This is a genomic window from Fibrobacter sp. UWT2, from assembly GCF_900142545.1.
GTDB lineage: Bacteria > Fibrobacterota > Fibrobacteria > Fibrobacterales > Fibrobacteraceae > Fibrobacter.
On record NZ_FRBF01000002.1, the window covers coordinates 165,227 to 183,899 of the forward strand.

At 50.9% G+C, this 18,673-nt stretch carries 16 protein-coding genes and 2 tRNA genes; 9 read left to right on the plus strand and 9 right to left on the minus strand.

Annotated elements, in window-relative coordinates:
* The first annotated feature begins 17 nt into the window (after positions 1-17).
* Positions 18-431 (plus strand): Holliday junction resolvase RuvX, encoded by a 414-nt coding sequence (ruvX, locus tag BUA40_RS01865; RefSeq protein ID WP_072797683.1) that lies wholly within the window; start codon positions 18-20, stop codon positions 429-431.
* 40 nt (positions 432-471) lie between these two features.
* On the opposite strand, the gene fabF is transcribed toward ruvX, so the two are convergent.
* A complete protein-coding gene (gene fabF, locus BUA40_RS01870) occupies positions 472-1,722 on the minus strand; it encodes a beta-ketoacyl-ACP synthase II (RefSeq protein WP_072797685.1) in 1,251 nt (416 codons plus the stop codon).
* A gap of 126 nt (positions 1,723-1,848) precedes the next feature.
* On the opposite strand from fabF, the gene BUA40_RS01875 reads away from it, so the two are divergent.
* A complete protein-coding gene (locus BUA40_RS01875; protein WP_072797687.1) occupies positions 1,849-4,854 on the plus strand; it encodes an InlB B-repeat-containing protein in 3,006 nt (1,001 codons plus the stop codon).
* Between the two features lie 61 nt (positions 4,855-4,915).
* Here BUA40_RS01875 and BUA40_RS01880 read toward each other — a convergent pair whose 3' ends face one another.
* The 5 genes from BUA40_RS01880 to BUA40_RS01900 all read right to left on the minus strand — a co-directional run bounded on the left by BUA40_RS01880 (position 4,916) and on the right by BUA40_RS01900 (position 11,068).
* On the minus strand, positions 4,916-6,652 hold the full coding sequence (locus BUA40_RS01880) for an AMP-binding protein (protein ID WP_072797689.1): 1,737 nt from the start codon (positions 6,650-6,652) through the stop codon (positions 4,916-4,918).
* An 18-nt stretch (positions 6,653-6,670) separates the two neighbouring features.
* The gene (locus BUA40_RS01885; protein WP_072797691.1) at positions 6,671-7,441 is read right to left on the minus strand and encodes a DUF2334 domain-containing protein; all 771 of its coding nucleotides are present in this window, start codon (positions 7,439-7,441) and stop codon (positions 6,671-6,673) included.
* Positions 7,442-7,488: 47 nt separating this feature from the next.
* Positions 7,489-9,609, minus strand: coding sequence for an NAD-dependent DNA ligase LigA (ligA, locus tag BUA40_RS01890; RefSeq protein WP_072797693.1), 2,121 nt, complete (start codon positions 9,607-9,609; stop codon positions 7,489-7,491).
* A gap of 89 nt (positions 9,610-9,698) precedes the next feature.
* The gene (locus BUA40_RS01895) at positions 9,699-10,262 is read right to left on the minus strand and encodes a manganese efflux pump MntP (RefSeq protein WP_072797695.1); all 564 of its coding nucleotides are present in this window, start codon (positions 10,260-10,262) and stop codon (positions 9,699-9,701) included.
* 2 nt (positions 10,263-10,264) lie between these two features.
* Positions 10,265-11,068: a hypothetical protein gene (locus BUA40_RS01900; protein WP_072797697.1), complete on the minus strand. Its 804-nt coding sequence runs from the start codon at positions 11,066-11,068 to the stop codon at positions 10,265-10,267.
* 153 nt (positions 11,069-11,221) lie between these two features.
* On the opposite strand from BUA40_RS01900, the gene BUA40_RS01905 reads away from it, so the two are divergent.
* The 5 genes from BUA40_RS01905 (at position 11,222) to BUA40_RS01925 (ending at position 15,245) form a co-directional block, all read left to right on the plus strand.
* Entirely contained in the window at positions 11,222-11,521 is a 300-nt protein-coding gene (locus tag BUA40_RS01905; RefSeq protein ID WP_143149656.1) for a c-type cytochrome, read from the plus strand.
* A 125-nt stretch (positions 11,522-11,646) separates the two neighbouring features.
* The gene (locus BUA40_RS01910; protein ID WP_178299510.1) at positions 11,647-12,105 is read left to right on the plus strand and encodes a cytochrome c3 family protein; all 459 of its coding nucleotides are present in this window, start codon (positions 11,647-11,649) and stop codon (positions 12,103-12,105) included.
* Between the two features lie 22 nt (positions 12,106-12,127).
* On the plus strand, positions 12,128-13,009 hold the full coding sequence (locus BUA40_RS01915) for a 4Fe-4S dicluster domain-containing protein (RefSeq protein WP_178299511.1): 882 nt from the start codon (positions 12,128-12,130) through the stop codon (positions 13,007-13,009).
* Positions 13,009-14,796, plus strand: coding sequence for a c-type cytochrome (locus tag BUA40_RS01920; protein WP_072797720.1), 1,788 nt, complete (start codon positions 13,009-13,011; stop codon positions 14,794-14,796). The genes BUA40_RS01915 and BUA40_RS01920 overlap by 1 nt, the downstream gene beginning before the upstream one ends.
* Positions 14,796-15,245, plus strand: coding sequence for a hypothetical protein (locus BUA40_RS01925; RefSeq protein WP_072797721.1), 450 nt, complete (start codon positions 14,796-14,798; stop codon positions 15,243-15,245). Before BUA40_RS01920 ends, BUA40_RS01925 begins: the two co-directional genes overlap by 1 nt.
* Here the strand turns inward: BUA40_RS01925 and BUA40_RS01930 are convergent.
* Positions 15,242-15,991, minus strand: a complete 750-nt coding sequence (locus BUA40_RS01930; protein WP_072797722.1) for a hypothetical protein — start codon at positions 15,989-15,991, stop codon at positions 15,242-15,244. The genes BUA40_RS01925 and BUA40_RS01930 overlap by 4 nt on opposite strands.
* 12 nt (positions 15,992-16,003) lie before the next feature.
* The gene (locus BUA40_RS01935) at positions 16,004-17,014 is read right to left on the minus strand and encodes a PorV/PorQ family protein (RefSeq protein ID WP_072797723.1); all 1,011 of its coding nucleotides are present in this window, start codon (positions 17,012-17,014) and stop codon (positions 16,004-16,006) included.
* A 126-nt stretch (positions 17,015-17,140) separates the two neighbouring features.
* Here BUA40_RS01935 and BUA40_RS01940 point away from each other — a divergent pair.
* Both BUA40_RS01940 and BUA40_RS01945 read left to right on the plus strand, forming a co-directional pair.
* Positions 17,141-17,213: transfer RNA gene (locus BUA40_RS01940), tRNA-Lys, on the plus strand.
* Positions 17,214-17,300: 87 nt separating this feature from the next.
* A tRNA-Pro gene (locus BUA40_RS01945) sits at positions 17,301-17,374 on the plus strand.
* 286 nt (positions 17,375-17,660) lie between these two features.
* Here BUA40_RS01945 and BUA40_RS01950 read toward each other — a convergent pair.
* Positions 17,661-18,581, minus strand: a complete 921-nt coding sequence (locus tag BUA40_RS01950) for a PHB depolymerase family esterase (RefSeq protein WP_072797725.1) — start codon at positions 18,579-18,581, stop codon at positions 17,661-17,663.
* Positions 18,582-18,673: the final 92 nt, after the last annotated feature.

Consider the following 18,673-nt stretch of genomic DNA (forward strand, 5'->3'; position numbering starts at 1 on the left):
ATTCTATATTAAGGCCGATGAACTACTTAGCCCTTGATTATGGTGAACACCGCGTCGGTGTCGCATTTGCCGATTCCGAGTTCCGCATGGCTTTTTCGCGAGAAACGATTGACCAGAAGACGACAAACCTGTTTGTTCGCCTAGACGAGTTGGTGAAAATCAACAAGGTCGACGCTTTTGTGGTGGGAATGCCGTATCACCCCGATGGCCGTAAAGACGGCAAGAACGTGGTGGTGGAAAAGTTCATCGAAGACTTGAAAACGCGTTTTCCGGGCATGCCCGTGTACACGCAGGACGAATCGTATTCCAGCGTGCAGGCGCAGGAACGCACCTCTTACTTTAGCAAGAAGAAAAAGCAAAAAAATAAGGCGGTCATCGATCAACTCGCTGCCGCCATTATATTGCAGAGGTGGTTAGACGAGCAGGCATAAACTGCCTACTGCCTACTGTCTACTTCCTACTTCCTACTTCCTACTCTCTATATTTCTTAATAATCACGACTCCGTTGTGACCGCCGAAGCCGAGAGAGGCGGAGGCGGCGACGTCGATGTTCCCTTCGACACCCTTGTTCGGGACGTAATCCAGGTCGCATTCCGGATCCGGAGTCTCGTAGTTGATTGTGGCGGGGTAGAACGAGTCGCGAATCGCAAGAGTCGAGACGATAGCTTCGCACACGCCGGCGGCACCCACGCAGTGACCCGTCATGCTCTTGGTGCTAGACACCTTGATCTTGTAGGCATGTTCGCCGAGGGCGACCTTGAGCATTGCGGTTTCGGTCGCATCGTTCAGGTGCGTCGAGGTACCGTGAGCGTTGTAGTAGTCAATGTCCGTCGGGGCTATGCCTGCGTCCTTGATGGCGCGGGTGAGAGCCTTCGCGCAGGTTTCTCCACCCGGGCGCGGGCTCGTGATGTGGTAGGCGTCTGCAGAAGCACCGTAGCCAGCGAGTTCGGCGTAAATCTTAGCGCCGCGGGCCTTGGCGTGTTCCAATTCTTCGAGAATCAGCACGGCACCGCCTTCACCCATCACGAATCCGGAGCGGTTCAGGTCGAACGGGCGAGAAGCCTTTTCAGGGCAGTCGTTGAATTTGTCGGTCAGGGCGTGCATGCCGGCGAAGCTCTTGATGCTGTAATCAGTAATGCCGCTTTCGGAACCGCCGGCAAGGCAGATGTCCAGGCGACCCGAGCGGATGGCGTCGAGGGCGACACCGATGGCGTCGGTGCCCGAGGCGCAGGCGGTGCAGACCGTGTGGGCCTGACCCGTGATGCCGAGCGCGATAGAGACGTTTGCGCCTGCTTCGTTCGGGATCAGCTGGGGCATGGCGAGCGGCGAAACCTTGCGCTTGCCGCCGTTCATGTACTGCGTATAGGTTGAATCGACGATGTCGAGGCCGCCGAGACCGGTACCTGCCACGATACCCGTGGTATCCTGGGCGAGGTCTTCAGGCGTAAGGCTAGCGTCTGCAACTGCTTCCTTGGAGGCGGCGAGCAGAAACTGCGTGAAGCGTGCCATGCGGCGGGCTTCCTTCGGGTCAATATCGTGTTCTTCGGGCTTAAAATCCTTGACTTCGGCAGCAATCTTTACCGGGCAATTGCTTGCGTCAAAAAGGGTGATGGGGCCGACACCGCATTTGCCTGCGCGAATAGCCGCCCAAAAATCGTTAATGTTCTTGCCAACGGGAGTCACGGCTCCCATACCAGTAATTACTACGCGTCTTTTAGTCATGACGGTGAATATAGAAAATATTCGTTGCCACTCCAAAGATGATTTCCCGTTTTTTATCTATACTTACAAGTAAGATTTATGTGAGGTTAAGAGATGTCGAGAATAAAGACGTTATTTGGTATTTTGATGCTGCTTGCTGTACTTGTGGAAGCCGCAGGAACGATTACCCCCAAAACACCTGTCACGCTCAATGGGTGCTACCATATTACGAGCAAGGAAGAACTTTACGGCTTTGCGGCTATCGTAAATGGTTCTGAAAATGTGGCGCCGAAGCAGGCGGTGTGCGCAAGGCTCAATAATGACATTGAAGTGAATAAAGATGTCTTGACATCCGAAGGTGATCTTAATGTAGCGGATACTTCGGAATTTGTCCCGTGGACGCCTATCATGAATTTCCAAGGAACCTTCAATGGACAGGGATTTACGATATCGGGTCTTTACTACAATGACTCCACTAGAGTCAATGTCGGTTTTTTCAGCAACATTGTTTCTGAAACAAATGACAGAGATGTTTCTGTCAAGAATTTGGGCGTTTTTAATTCTTACTTAAAAGGCGGCAATTCTGTTGGTGCCATTGTCGGTAATGTGAGTGCTTCTGAAAGCGCCCCGGTAGTTATTTACAATGTTCGCAATCATTCTCGAATCGAGGCAAAAGGGACTGTTGCGGGGGGAATCGCCGCTCTTGCAGTTGGGAATGTTCAAATTGGAAATAGCGTCAATACGGGATATGTCGCAGCAAAGCATGTTGTGGGTGGAATTGTTGGGCTCTTGTCTGGAACTTCGGCAACGATAACCAACGCCTTTAGTGTGGGTGTGGTGGAAGCCTTCAATGAACTTGAAGACAAGTCGATTGCAGGGGGAATCGTTGGCCAGGCGGGCGGCGAATTTGAACTGAAAAATGTCTATAACCAGGGGTATGTCGTTGGTTCCAACGTTATGGGGGGAATCGCGGGATCCTTGAGCGGAAGTTCCGTGTTGCTGGTGAACGCTTATAATGCGGGAATCATTTCGCCGTTAATAGAAGAATACGAAAATGTCGGCTCGATTTTAGGACTTTATGCGGGCAAGGACAAGGCTGAAAATTTCACCTATGCCAACGTCTATTATCAGAAAGATGGAATTAGTGACATTCACGGGATCGAGGTTCCTGAAAAAATGATGACCGATGGAACGGTTGCCTACCTGTTGCATAATTACTATTACGAAGGGTTGGACGCCTCCATTTGGGGACAGGTTATTGGAGAAGATCCTGCGCCCGATTTTTCTGGAAGCATAACGGGGGATTTGCCCCTGGTTTTTGAAAAAATGACCTTGCATACCTACGAGGGGGATGCCTCGGTCCTGCCGGAAAAATATGTTCCCGGTTACAGATATGACCTTCCCTCTGTCTCCCGTGAAGGCTATGAGTTTTCTGGCTGGTATGATAATGCCGAATTAAAAGGATATCCAACGAAATTTATTTCGGCCATTATCAGTGAGGAGCAGGAGTTTTGGGCGAAATACACTCCGGTTTATAAAATATCGTACGTGACCGGTAGCGGAACGGTCACCTTTGACGAGGAAGTCTTGTCTTATGTGGAGGGTGTAGGGGTCGTGTTGCCTAAAAATGTGACTTGCACCGGAGCCATTTTTAGAGGTTGGTACAAAGACAAGAACTTTAAAGGGGATCGCCTGTATGAAATTGGCTCCGAAGAATCAGGGGATGTGGTTCTGTATGCAAAATGGCTCGAGAAAAAAGAACCGTCAAAAGACGACGACGGATGCTATGTCATTAAGGATGAATCTGACCTGTATGGCTTTGCAGCGATTGTGAACGGTGCAGACGGCTTTTCGAAGAACACGTCTCCCTGCGCCTACTTGGATAATGATATCGTGGTGAACAAGAATGTGCTGAAGAGTGATGGCTCGCTCAATGTCGCTGATTCTGCGGGCTTTGCACACTGGGTTCCCATCAATGGGTTCAACGGCGTGTTTGACGGAAGAGGACATTCGGTATCGGGTCTTTATGTAAAGTGCGATTCGGTGCGGGAATCCTATGATGGGTATCGCGGTTACGGCTTTTTCGGGTCGCTTGGTATTGTTGGTTCGAACAAAAACTCTATTGTTGTCAAGAATATCGGTATCGATGCTTCGTACTTTGAGGTCAAGGGTGACTTTGAAAAGGTGGGGGCTTTGGTCGGTGTTGTCAATGGAAATGCTCGGACGGCGTATTCGAATATTGAAATCTCGAATTGTTATAATACATCAACGGTCAATGCGGTTAGCTATCCGGGTGGAATAGTAGGTGTCATTAATTCTTACAGCAATACGATTATTGAAAATTGCTACAATACCGGTTCAATTGAAGGCAAACATAACAATGCCGGCGGTTTAGTCGGTTCTATCAAGTATGACGCTAAGGTGAATATTGCGAATTGTTACAATGTGGGACGTGTCGTGTCTTACGGCACGCAACAGGACAATGATGCCTTGGTGGGAGAGGTGAAGTCGGTTGTTGATGTGGCGAATTGCTATTACTTGAAAGTTTCCGGCGTTAAAGCATCTTATGGAAAGTCGACCGAAATGACTCAGTTTGAAAATGGGGATGTGGCATACGCCTTACATAATGGGGAGAATGGCTCTATATGGGGGCAAGATGTGGGCGTTGATCCGTTGCCGAATTTCAGCGGAAAACTCAAGAATTACTCCTCTGAAGAATCTTCTTCAAGTGTGGTTTCATCGAGTTCAAGCAGTGCTGTAAAATCTTCTTCGAGCGAGGCGAAGTCTAGTTCGAGTGAAGCAAAATCTAGCTCAAGTACAGAAGCAAAATCCTCCTCTAGCGAAGTCAAGTCTAGCTCCAGCAACGCTGTAAAATCCTCTTCGAGCCAGTTGGAAATCTACTGTAATGGCAAGAAATGCAGCGAGGTGGTGCTTGATACTTGGGAAGCTCCGCGTTTCCAGGTGATGGTTTCTGGTAGAACGGTGCTGGTGACGGGTGCGCGTAGCGGTAGTCCGTATGCCGTGCTAGATGTACAAGGTCAGGTGCTGGCCACAGGCCGTGTAGACGGCAGTAATCTTTCGATTGTATTGCCGCATTCGGGAAATTTCCTGGTGCGTGTTGATAGGCAAATCCGACGAATCTCGGTTAAGTAACAACTTGCTTAAAATGCAAAAGCCCGCCTCGAAAGGCGGGCTTTTTCGCAGATTCTTTATCTTACTTCTCTGAATTTTCGGAGGAGGCGCTTTCGGCTTCCTTCGCTGCGTCATTTGCTGCGGCGTTAGCTGCGTTAGCGTCTTCCTTATCCTTGTCGCGGATAGAGGCGCGGCGGATTTTTCCGCTGATGGTCTTCGGCAATTCAGACACAAAGTCGATGATACGCGGACTCTTGTAAGAGGCGGCCACGTTCTTTGCGAACAGCTGGATTTCCTTGGCCAAGTCCTTCGAGGCTTCATAGCCCTTCTGGAGTACGACGGTTGCCTTCACGGCCTGGCCGCGGGACTTGTCTTCGACACCAGTCACAGCAACTTCCAAGACGGCGGGGTGCTTGTGGAGCACTTCTTCGACTTCGAAGGGGCTGATGCGGTAGCCGGAACTCTTTATCAGGTCGTCAGTACGGCCCACGAACCAGAAGAATCCGTCCTTGTCGCGAGTAGCGGTGTCGCCAGTGTGGTAGACGCCGCCCTCGAATACTTTTTCGGTGCGTTCTTCATCGCGGTAGTAGCCGCCGAACATGCCGAAGGGCTTGCCTTCGTCAATCTTGATGATGATTTCGCCGACTTCATCGGGGCCGCAGCTGTTGCCGTCGGCATCCACGATATCCATGCGGTAGCCGGGGGAGGGCTTGCCCATAGAACCGGGGCGCGGTTCCATCCATTCGAAGTTGCCCGTCGTAAGCGTCAGTTCTGTCTGGCCGTAACCTTCGTGCAGACGGAGTCCCGTCTTTTCGAAGAACTTCTTGTAAATGTCGAGGTTCAACGCCTCGCCTGCGGTGGTGCAGTACTTGAGGCTGGAAAGGTCGTACTTTTCGACGCCATGCTGCAAGATGTAGCGGTAAACGGTCGGTGGCGCACAGAAGGTGGTCACCTTGTATTCCTGCATCTTTTCGAGCAGCTTGCCCGGAATGAACACGTTCATGTCGTAGGTGAATACGGCAGAACCTGCAATCCACTGGCCATAAATTTTCCCCCAGAGCGCCTTGGCCCAGCCGGTTTCGGCAACGGTCAGGTGGCGGCCTCCGTCAATCACGTTCTGCCAGTACTTGGCGGTCACGATGTGGCCAAGCGGGTAGCTGAAGGTGTGGGCGACCATTTTCGGGTTGCTGCTTGTGCCGCTGGTAAAGTAGACGATCATGATGTCGTCGTTGTGCGTGGCGGCATCGCCTGTGGGGCGCGGGAAACTTGGCGGGCAGATTTCGTAGTCGTCGTAGAAGTTGATCCAGTTCTGACGGGACTGCCCGATGGTCACGAGGGTTTCGACAATGTGCGTGTGTTCGCAGGCGGTGTCGATTTCCTTTTGGAGCGCCGGATCGTCGTAAGAGACGACCATCTTGATGTCGGCGGCCTTAAAGCGGTATTCCAGGTCTTCGGCGGCGAGCATGTTGGTTGCCGGAATGGCAATGGCTCCGATACGGTGGAGCGCCAAGAGGAAGAACCAGAATTCGTAGCGGCGGCGCAGAATCAGCATCACGCGGTCGCCTTTCTTGATTCCCTTTTCTACCAAAAAGTTCGCGGTGCGCTGCGAGGCAATCGAAAGGTCCTTGAAGGTAAAAATATGGCTTTCGTCGTTGTCGTCGCACCAGACTAATGCTTCGCGCTTGGGTTCGGTCTTCGCGTATTCGTCGACCACGTCGTAGGCGAAGTTAAAGTCTTCGGGAATATTGAGCTTAAAGTTTTCGTAGAGGTCCTCGTAAGAGGAATACTCGGTTCGTGCTAGGAATCTATTGAGTATCATTTGTGTCTCTCCGGTCTCTTATAGATCCTGGTACATGATCTTTTCGCGGTGGTTCGAGGCAAATTTTACGAGCGAGAGAAGATTTTGTTCGCCCATGGCCTTCATGTCACCGGCGTGAATCACCAGGCGGGGGGTTCCGCGGTAGAGGAGTAGTGCAATGCGAGAAAAAACCTGCATGGCACCGAGGAGTGCCTGCGGGAAAATAGAGAAGGTCAAAATCTGCGAGAACGACGGCTTGACTTTTTTACCGACCTTGCGGTAAATGTAGAGCATGTCTTCGTAGAAGTTGAATTCTTCGAGCACCTGTTTTTTGAGGTGCTTGTTGTCGAGCCAGACTGGCGCGATAAATCCGGAGGGGCGGCCAAAACCGTGGGCCTTCCAGAGGGCGATGCTACGGTTTAAAAGCATCTGGGAAACTTTCTTGTTCAGGCCCGCAAATTCGGCACCATTGTGCGAAATGGCGAGAGCGAGTTTACCGATGGGGTTACGCTTGATGAACAGGTCTGCATTATGGCGCACGCCGTGGAGCAAGATTTCGTAACCTTCTTGCACGAATTTTCCGATTTCTTCACGGAAGGCGTCGGCTTCGGATTCAGGGACGCCCCCGATAGAGGGAACGACGGCAATCGAGATAGGCGAACCTGCGGCGGCGGCAATCTTTCGGATTTCTTCGGCAGATTTCTTGCAGTTCTTCACGTTAAAATTATGATAGCACAGCAGGTACTTCTTCTTTTTATGAAGAATAGCTTCGGCGGCGCGGATGTCGGCAATGTCCTTGTTGATTTCCATAAGGGTAACCTGTTTTGTTTTTTACGCCATATATATAGAAAATGTGGCTAGAATAGACTAGTTTGGACCGCTTCGGTTTGGTTGAGCGGTTGCGAATTTGGGGTATTTTCGGCGATTTGGGCAAGGAGCCAAGCTTCGTCGTGTACAGGAATCCCGAGTTCATTCGCCTTGGTGAGCTTACTTCCGGCGGCCTCGCCGGCCAAAACCCAGCTGGTTTTCTTGCTAACAGAACCGCTGACTTTACCGCCATTTTCTTCGATGAGCTTGCGGGCTTCATCACGGTCCATGGTCGGGAGCGTGCCGGTAATGACGGCGGTTTGACCTTGGAACAAGGTCTTTACGACGCCCTTGAATTCGGTGGGGCAGCCCAGCGCAATAAGTTCGTCAATTTCCTGCGTGTAGCGTTCCGTGTGGAAGAAGTCGTAGACGGACTTTCCGATGCGTTCGCCGACGTCGTTTACGTTCTGTAGGTCTTCGACGGTGGCGGTACGGATCGCTTCGAGAGTGCGGAAATGCTTAGCGAGGTTTCGGGCACTGGTGCGGCCCACGAACCGGATGCCGAGACCGTGCAACAGGTTTTCGAGGCTACGCTCCTTGGAGGCGGCAATAGCGTCGTAGACGTTTTTGGCGCTTTTCTTGGCCATGCGTTCCTGCGATTCCAGGTCTTCGAGCGTGAGGCGGTACAGGTCGGGTATGCGCTTGATTTTTCCTGTGGAAATCAGGCTTGCGATGAGAGCGGGGCCGAGGTTTTCGATATTCATGGCCTCGCGGCTCACGAAATGTTCGAACAGGCATTGTACCTGCGCTGCACAGTGCATGTTTTCGCAGCGGAGAATGACTTCGTCGTCGATGTGGGTGAGCGGTTCGCCGCAAACTGGGCATTTGTCGGGAGCGGTCACAGGGACGGCCCCCGCCGGGCGGAGTTCTTTTTTGACATCGGTGATTTTCGGGATGATTTCGCCGCCCTTCTCGACGCCGACGGTGTCGCCGAAGTGGAGGTCCAGTCGGGCGACTTCGTCAAAGTTGTGGAGGGTGGCGCGCTTGACGGTGGTGCCTGCGAGGCGCACGGGGGCAAGGTTCGCGACCGGCGTCACGGCCCCGGTGCGGCCCACCTGAAATTCTACGGAAAGGAGCGGGGTGTAGGCGCGCTCGGCCTTGAACTTGTAGGCGATGGCCCAGCGCGGGCTCTTGCTCGTGGTGCCGAGGGCGCGTTGCATAGCAAGGTCGTTCAGTTTCACGACCATGCCGTCGATTTCGAAGGGGAGGCTGTCGCGGCTCGCGCCAATCTGCTCCGAAATCTTCATGATTTCGTCGGTATTGTCTGCAGTCCAGTAGTCGTTCGTGTGGAACCCGAGCTTCTTGAGCTGCTGCAGGTTCTCTTCGTGCGTCTTGTTGTCGCTCTGCGGAATGTGGTAGGCAAAGAAACGCATCGGGCGCGTCTTGCATTCGGCCACGCTCTTGAGCTTGAGCGAACCCGAGACCGTATTGCGCGGGTTCTGGAAAATTTTCTTGCCTTCCAAGATGAACTGCTCGTTCAGGCGTTCGAAGGCCTCGCGTTCCATGTAGACTTCGCCGCGGACTTCAAAAGTGCCCTGCGGAATTTCGCTGGGGTCGATTTTTAGCTTCTTTGCGTCCAAGGTTTCGGGAATGTCTGCAATCGTGAGCGCGTTCAATGTCACGTCATCGCCCTGGGCTCCATCGCCGCGGGTGGCCGCCTGCTTCAAGCGTCCATTCTCGTACACAATCGAAAGACTTACGCCGTCAATTTTCCGCTCGCAGATCCAAGTATGAGGTGTGAGGTCGCGACCTTCGGTCGCTTTGAGGTTTGAGGTCTGTGTCTCGTCTAATGCAGCGATTCCTTCTTCGGCAGCCTTCACGAACTCCGCCATTTCTTCGGCGCTGTACACGTTAGCGATGCTGAGCATGGGCACGGCGTGTGCGACCTTTGCAAAATCGTTGGTCAAGTCACTGCCGACCCGCTGCGTGAGCGATGCATTGCCGCGAAGTTCCGGATACTTCGCTTCGAGCGCTTCCATCTCCTTGAGGCCAAAGTCGAAATCCTGGTCGCTCATGGGGGAGACGCCTTCTTTGTAGTAAAGGCGGCTTGCTTCTTCTAGCTGTTTCTTTAGCTCAAAATACCGGGTGCGGTCAATGTCTTTCTGATCCATAAAATGCAATATAGAAAGAGGTGCTGTACTACGATTCTTTTTTACTCAAACCTCATACCTCAAAGGGCGCTTTGCGCCCGTCCTCGTACCTATATAAACATTTTAATTCCAATCGCAATCAGGATAATCCCTGCGATGATTTCAGGAATCTTTGTTTTGAAACGTTTGGCGGCGTGACGGCCGATTTCGTAGCCGATAACGCCCATGATAAAGCTTGCAAGCGCAATGGCGCTGGTGGCAAGAACCATGTTCGCGTTCAGGAATGCAAACGAAATTCCGACAGCGAATGCGTCAATACTTGTCGCGACCGAAAGCAGCAAAATGTTTGCAATCGTCAAGTTTTTCGCGGCAATCTGTTCGCCTTCTTCTTCGCCCGCATCACCACGGACGGCTCCCCAAATCATGCGCCCGCCCAGAATGCAGAGGATGGTGCAGGCGATAGGAGTGCCCACGGAATTGATCCAGCGCTCGGCAAAACTCCCGAGAAAGTACCCGAGCAGCGTCATGCCGCCCTGGAAAACGCCGAAGCTTACCGCCTGGAGCATGGCGCGGCTGTACTTGATTCCTTTCTTTGAAAGTCCCGTGGCAATTGCGACGGCAAAGCAGTCCATCGCCTCAACAATCGCGATAATAATAATTTCGATAATGCCCATAACTACTTCGTAAACTTGTAGCGACCCAGCAAATCGAAGTACCTAGCCTTCGGCGAAATCTTTACCGCCGGACGCTGTTTGTGGATAGCGGTGGCGTTGTTTGGATCAACGAAAAAGAGTTCTTGAACGACTATATCGTTTTTAAAGACCTTTACAGAAAATCCCTTTTCATTCTTATTATAGACCATTACATGGTCTAAAGAGTCGTTACTATATTCATAGCATTTTAGGTCATCAGCAGGATCTTCTATAATGTAGGCATATTCTATTTCTCGATCTGCTTCGGAACTGTAGTTATCTATGTAGATATAAATAAGGGAATCATTTCTAGAAAGATATTCGTAATAGTAATCGAAGGTTGAATCCATGCAGGAGGAGAAGAATTCTGTTTCTTTATAAAACATAGCTTGGTCAAGTTTGCCATTGATATAGTGCTTTCGAACCCAAAAAGTGGTGTCTCCAACAGTTGAATCAGAAATTAGCCCTTCCAAGCCTTTTTTAGAAAGGACACTTTCATCTTTGGATACATGGATGTAATCAACATCAAGATAGATATTTACAATTTCCCCGACATAGCCGTTGATTATTTTTTCAAGGTAGCCATTGTTGTAAGAAAGTTTGACATATCGTTCTTCTCTTATAGAGTCCAAAGATCTATTCAAGTATGCAGAATATACAGAATCAAGGTATGGAGTATTTTGTGGGGTTGACAAAAAATGTGTTTGGGCATTGAACCACGCTTCGGTGCACGTATTCGCTGCGGCAAAACCCGCCAAAAGCATTAGGCAGAATAAGAAATTTTTCATTTGTGTCTCCTAAACCTAAAAATAGGAATATATTTGAAAAAAAATGTTTATATTTAAGACGAATCTTGTATTCAAAAGGATGGTGTTTTGAAACTGCGGGTGGTAGTCTTCGTTTTTGTGGCGGTATGTGCTTTATTTGCGGTGGAGGCTTTTGTGCTTCCGCCGGTTACGCCCGAACTCAAAACACAAGCTCACGAATATTTTGAAAACGAATGTCGCGGTTGCCACCGCTGGGCTCGCAAGTTTGCGGCACCCCCGATGCGCGACAATGTGGCAAATTATGCCGAAAATCCGGAAGGCATGGTGCGTTACCTGATGCACCCGACTCCGCAGCACCCCGAAGAATGGCCCGCCATGGAAATCACTCCGCTTACCGAAGAGCAGGCGAAAATGATGACGGCGTGGCTCTTGTACATTCTCAAGAATCCCGATGATCCAGGAAGGCCGAAGTAGGTGTGAGCGATGAGGTTGCTACGCTCTGAGCTATGAGAAGAGAAAAGGGAAAAAATACAAGAATATTTAAATGGTCGGCGATTTGTTTTGCCGTCGTGTTCTCTTTTTTCTTGGCGGATTTCTTAATGGGGGAGCCGCGCGTTCCTGAACGTGCCGTGGGCTCGATTCCTTTTGACCATGCGTTGCACGGCGATTCAATCGGCTTGGACTGTGCCGCCTGTCATACGGGCTCGCGCGCCTCGGCGAATGCTTTTATGCCCTCGAAGGCAGACTGCATGGACTGCCACAGGCTCCCGCTGACCGAAAATCCGGGAATCGAGACGCTGGATTCCGTACTTGCAAAAGCCGATGACCGCCCGTGGTCCCACAAGCGCCATTTGCCGGACCATGTGGTATTTCACCATGGTGTGCATGCTGCTGCTGGCGTCGCTTGCGCCGATTGTCACGGCAAGGGCTACATGCAGAACCGCTACGGCGCAGAATTGTTCAATATGCAAAGTTGCCTCAAGTGCCACAGGGGCGAAACTTTCAAAGAAAAAGGCTTTAAGCCGGCGGCCACGTACTGCGCCGCTTGCCATCGCTGATTCGTGAAGGTATCTTATGGGTATGGATCGTCGCGAATTCATCAAGAGTTGTTCTCTGGTAGCGGTAATGGGGCTGCTGTTTGGCTGCCGCAAGATTCCGCTCGAAGAACTCGCCGGCGATTTGCCTAGCCTCAAGCGTTTTGAAGACGAAGTCAAGCTTGCTCTGTCGCAGGCGAAAAAATCTCTCGACCTCGTGAAAATCCCGACTCCGGGGGCACTCAAGATTCCGGGGGCCTCGACCATCAACCGATTCGGTATGGCCATCGACCTGGATGCATGCGACGGTTGCGGCAAGTGCATTCTAGCCTGCAACCTTGAAAATAACGTGCCGCTGGTTCCCGACGAAGATGCTGCCCGCGGGCGTTTTATGCACTGGGTCGACATGCGCGGCAGCGCCCCCTTCATGTGTGCGCACTGTGGCAATGCCCCGTGCGAACGTGTATGCCCGACGGGGGCTGCGAATCACACGCCCGATGGCCTGAGCGCCATGATGTACAAGCGTTGTACGGGTAGCCGTTTCTGCGGCGCAAATTGCCCCGTTCAGGCTCGAAAGTTCAATTTTAACGACGCCCAGAAACTCGGACTTGCCCGACAGTTCAATCGTGAAGTTCCGCTCCGCGACAAGGGCGTCATGGAAAAATGCAGCCTTTGCCTGCACCGCCTGCAGAACGACCGCCTTAAATTCAAAACGTCGCTTACCGTTGGCGTCACCGCCGAAGAATGGCGAGGTCGCGGCGTCAAGACCGCTTGTGCCGAAGCCTGCCCCAAGAATGCTATCATCTTTGGCAACTGGCTCGATGAAAAGTCGCCGCTGGTAAAGCTGACCAAGGATCGTGTGCTGTATGCGCCCCGTGAACTGGCGAACCTTGATCCTTCCGTGGTATTTATACGGGGGAGGCGTTAATGTTTCGCTACCTGATGATTTTGGGACTGATGCTGTTTTTGCCGGGGCTTTACGCTCTGGGTTACTCAGTTTATCAGGGACCTTCGGCTTGGATGGTGGATTCCCGTACCTTCTGGGGAACGCCCATTAGCCTGTTTGTGTTCTGGATTGGCCTGGCTCATGCGGGTACGCTTCTGTCGGCGATTTTCCTTGCGCTCGATATCAAACTTGACCGCCGCACAGCCCTGATTGCAGAACTCTCGACACTGGTTTGCCTTGTATTTGCTGGAATTTTCCCGCTCATGCACTTGGGCGTCATCGACAACTTTTACATGGTGGCCCCCTTCCTCGATGCCCGCGGCAACTTCGCCAATGTGCGTTCGCCCCTAGTTTGGGACTTCTGCTGCATTGCGGTGTATGCGCTATTGTCGCTGCTGTTCTTTGGGGTGCATTTAAAGTCCCGCGAGAACCCGCTGCTGGAACGTTACCGCAAGCCGATGGCGTGGCTTTTGTTCCCGCTGGTGCTTTGGGTGCATACGGTGGTGAGCCTGGATTTTGCAACGACTTTTGTGCCGGAGTGGCGCGGCGCATTCTTCCCGGTCTACTTTATTGCTGGGGCAATCCTTTCGGGGCTTGCGCTCATGAACCTCCTGATTTGTGCTGAAGGCTACCGCGTGCGCCTCCTGGAACGCCTGCAGCTTATATGCACCTGGATTCTTTGCGCAATCTGGATCTGGGACTTGATGCTCAAGGGCTCCATTTGCACGTGGGCTCTAGTTTTCGCCGGAATTCTTCCTCAGTTCCGCATGGTTTCGATCATTCGCGAAAACAAGTGGGGTAGAATCGCTTTCTCCGTGAGCATTTTGATTGGCCTGTTCCTTGAAAGGGTTTACATCGTTTCGCCGGAATTTGGCCTTCAGGCATCTTCGCCCTTTAATTGGATTGACTGGGGGCTTGTAGCTTTCTCGGTGGGCGGCTTTGTGTTGCTTTTCTTTGGCATTCGCCGTTACCTGAATCGCAATATGGAAGGGGCCGGCTCCTATTTTGGCGAAGTCGACGGAACCGATTTGGCGGACGCCGAACAGCAGGAGCTTGAAAAAGAAAACTCTACAGGCTTGCGTGGCGTAGAAAAACTCAAAAAGGGCTTCTACATTCAGCCTTGGTCTTCGGAAGAATACCATGTGTTGCGTTTACCCTTGCTTGTGGGTTTTGCAGCAGCGATTCTTTTTGTGGTTTGGGCTTGGGGTCAAAGCGTTTTTGCTCAAGTAGAACTTTCCATTGCGAACGTGATTCCGCTATTGTATCCAATTATTGCGGCGGTGACAGCCATTACCCTGTGTATTCGTGCGTACCTCGTGGAAAAATCGTTCGCCATGACTCGCCGAGAAAAATCGCTGTGCGTGGTGTTGTTTGTGTTGCTGGCCGCCTGTTTGGGAGCTTTCTTTGCAGGAGGATCTTCTGAAAATTCAACGAAGACGCTAGATTCTCAGCCGATAGGTGTCGATGCTCCGGTTTCTTTGAATCAAGCCCGTTTGCTTTGGAATGCCCGCTGTGCCACATGCCACGGAGCCGATGGCCGTCTCAATGAAAAATTCGTGCGCGAATTTTACCCAGTGCCGCCAAAGCTGGATGCTCAACGTCTCGATAGCCTTGGAGCGGATTCCTTGGTCAAGGTGATTTTGAATGGTCGCAGCAATATGAATGCCTTTGCTGGCCGCTTGACTCCGAGTGAAGCTTTGGGCCTTGTGAATTATATGCGAACGCTTGCCGGAGAAGATGCTTCTGAATCGGTAAAGGAGGGCGAATAATGACTGCTTTAGCCAACTCGCTTTCTTGCCTGATTGCCCTCGGTTGCGCCTCGTTCTTGTGGCGCAAAGGGTCGTCACCGTACCGCAACGGCGCTCTTCTTGCCGGATTCCTGGTCCTGTTCAGCCTGTTCACTTATTTTGCGGGCGACATCTCCGTGGACCCGACGCTGGAGCATTACCCCTTCCGTATGTTGGCCTTATGCCTTTGCCTGTCGACGACATCGCTGCCTCTTTACCGTAGACGTTATTTGGTGCTGGCGCAATCACTCTGGTGCTGGATTGAACTCTTTGGCGGCATTGCCTTGTATTACCGCGGCATCGATATTGCCTGGACTCGCATTCTTGCGGTTTTGGGCATGACTCTTTGCAGTACATTCCTCTCGAAGATTTCAAAAGAGATGGAATTTTGCCTGATGGTCTTCTGGCTTGCTGTCTGGGTGTTCTTCTAAACCGAAATTTCTTTGAGATAATCCGCGGTTAGTTTCGAGAGCGATGTTGCTTTGTCACGCTTGAACTGACGGCGTTTTTTGCCTTTGTCGATTCCCAGGAATTTTAGCAACATGGTCGGGTGACGTAAGGTGAACCCCAGCAAGAAAGAGGCGGGGAGCGTCTTGTAATAGATTTCCCACAACGGTGCGACTGCGTTTTTATCGTTGAAATAAAGCCCGTTTACCAAACTTGCCGGATCGTTATCCAAAGTCGTCACCAGGTAAGGAACGCTGAACATCTTTCCGCCGGCATGAGCCATACGGAGGGCGTAATCCACCAATCTGAATTTTGGAGGCAATTCCAGGTCAAACAGGCCTGTGCGCTGGATAATCCGGCTTGAAAACACGGCTATCAAGGGGTTGGATGCCGACACGTATCGCATCTTCTCGTTTTCTGAAATCGGAACAAATCCCTTGGCCCCATGAAGCAACAATCCGCCGTAAAAATGCTCTTTGAATTTTAGTCGCGGCGCGAAGGCGTCTACCATGGGGAACCCTTCGGTGACTTCGGCCAAGTTGTTCAGAAAGTCGCGGTCAATTTTCACTGCGGGGTGAGTGACTACCACCCATTCGGCATCAATACTTTGCAGAGGCTGGTTCCAGTCCGAACAGTGAAACCACCCTAGAGCAGGGTCTTCAAAAGGAGGAATCCATTTGTCAGAAGGGGAGGTGTTTTCGTCGAGTACAATGACGTCAAACTGCCGCATCGCACACCTGAATTAGAAGTTCACGCGAACTCCGAGCCTGTGCTCGTGGCCCATTCCCTCGGCCAGGTACGAGAAACTGTAATCGAGGGCGAACAAGTCCATGGCATAGCCAAGACCAGCACTTAACATATGGGCGTTGTTCGTTTCGTCTGGGCGGTCTTCGGAAGCCATCAGTTCCTTGGCGTCGCGAATCAAGTCGAGCCAGGTGCGTTCAAAACCTGCGCGAATAAAGAAGTGTTGACCCAGGGCGTATTCGCCACCCAGGCTCAAGAAGGCTTCCTGGTAACGCGGAAAATCACTGTCCACAAAAACCGTCAGGCGGGGGAGCACCTTGGGTCTGAAGAAGCCTGCAATAGCAAACGTCTGCGACATCGGGTAGTATTCGTTTTCGCCGTCGTCCACGTAGTCACGCAGTAGGCATCCGAAATCGCGGCCCATGAGTGTAAGTCCGTAACGGTTGCTTTGGGACTGCCAAGTGATACCCCAGTCAAAAGCGGCACCGATAGCGGTACGGTCGCCAGCCTCATCAGTTAATTTGTCGGCTGCAAACTTAAGCGTTGCGCCGAAACGAATGTGCTTGAGCGGGAAGGCGATTGTTGCCGTAGCGAGTTGGCTGAACGGTTCGTAGGACTGTCCGGTTGGTTCGCCGTATTCGTTGTAGCCGTCAATGTTGCCGTAAGAAAGCCAGTTGTACGAAACTTGGTAAATGTACTTGTTGTAGTGCCCGGTGTAGTAGATGCTTCCCTGGTTGTCGGCCATGTCGCCTGTCTGCCAGTGAACCGATGCGATATGGTTCTTGCCTTCGGGCAAAATAACTGCGGCCGGGTTCAACTGCGTAATCGTCGGATCGGTAGAAACTCCGGCACTGGCGGACTTTTCCAACGCTGCATTACGGGGGCTATCAAAGGTATTGATAAACGAGAACACTTCTTGTCCGGCATCGCCTTGGCTAAAGTAGGCATGGCTTGCTGCAGGAAGGGTGAGCAGCGCAAAAGCCGTTGTCAAAAAGTGCTTGAAATTCATGATTGAAATTTACAAATATTGTGGCGGAGAGAGTGTGAAATTCCCTAAAAAAGCGTTAAATTTTACGAATAAATGGGAATTTTGCCTTTACAAAAGGCGAAACGTTTAATATATTTGGGTGCGTTCGGGCTACTAGCTCAGTTGGTAGAGCAACGCCCTTTTAAGGCGTGGGTCGAAGGTTCGAGCCCTTCGTAGCTCAGGAAACCGGTTCTAGATTTTCTAGAATCGGTTTTTCTTTTGAAAAACGCTCCTCAAACGAATCTTATTTTATTATATTTGTCGCACTCGGGGTGTAGCTCAGCCTGGTAGAGCGTCTGCTTTGGGAGCAGAATGTCATCAGTTCGAATCTGGTTACCCCGATATAGAAAAAAGCACCCCTTGTGGGTGCTTTTTCTATATCTTAGGTAACCAGATCAGCTTCACCGAAGGTGAAGCCCGAAGGGCAAGCCGGGCAGTGAGCGAAGCGAAACCGAAGCCGGCGCAGCAATCTGGTTACCCCGATATGAAAGTCGCACCCCAAACAGGGGTGCGATTTTCATATTTGTATAGCAATTCGAACTGATCAGTTCGACTAAAACCATCGAAAACGAAGTGAGTATTGCGGCAAGAACAATCTGGTTACCCCGATTCATCATTCAAATAAGTTTTATTTGTCCCCGTAGAGAAGCTTTGCTGCAGAGGGTGCCATTTTAGAATCGGAATGGCCGACTCCCTCCACAAGTTTCTTTTCCCAAAGGAAAGGTGTGTCGCGACTAGCTGCATCAGCCTTGCAGAATTCAAAGAATTTTTTCCCGCGTTCAAGTCGCGTAAGTCCTTGAGCGTCGGCTTTCTTTGATTGATTTAATGATTCTGTACGTAAGGTGTCTGCATCGCCAAGTAGAATAATCAGATTTTTTTGATAGTATGCCGCAACGTCGGTTCCGATTTGATCGGCACTTTGGCCAATTCCATAAGGGTAATCTATTGTATCTGTCGGAATGGTGTACCAGCCCGCATTGGCGGCAATAGCCCGATCTACTTCTGGCGTCTTGTTGAATAGTAGGTATCTGTGAACAAACTGAGCTCCGGCAGAATGTCCGTAGATATTGTATTTCGTAGCCTGTGAACCAGAATTTTCAATGAAGTAATGAAAAACCTCACTAATTATGGGGTAGGTCATTGAATCTTGGGGTACAAATTCACCTGATTCGTTCAAGACATTTCCCCTTTGGTAGGCATTTTCGGAAAAATCATCTTCGCTAAATTGTGGGGCTAGTACAATGAATCCGTATTGATCGGCCAAGTCTTTCCAGTCGTCGCGATATTTGTCGCCATTGCGGTCCATGCCGTGCATTATGATTTGCACAGGCATATTTTTAATGCTTCCATCGGGGATATGGTAATAGATGTTTATACTTTTGCCTGCATATGCACCCTTGCAGGTGTAGGTTTCCATACCTGTTTTCTTTGAGAAAAGCTGATTTTCATTATTAGAAGAGTCTTCTTCATCGCCGGAAGCCGTGGTGGAGCATGCGGAAAACGTGACGGCAACAAAAAAAATCGTAAGCAGACTATAGAATGTTTTCATTTCTCCCTCCGATTAATAGATGACTTCTATGAGCTTTTTTGAAATTAGCAATTTTGCTGCAAATTTTTTTATAAATTTCCTTTCAAAAGGGA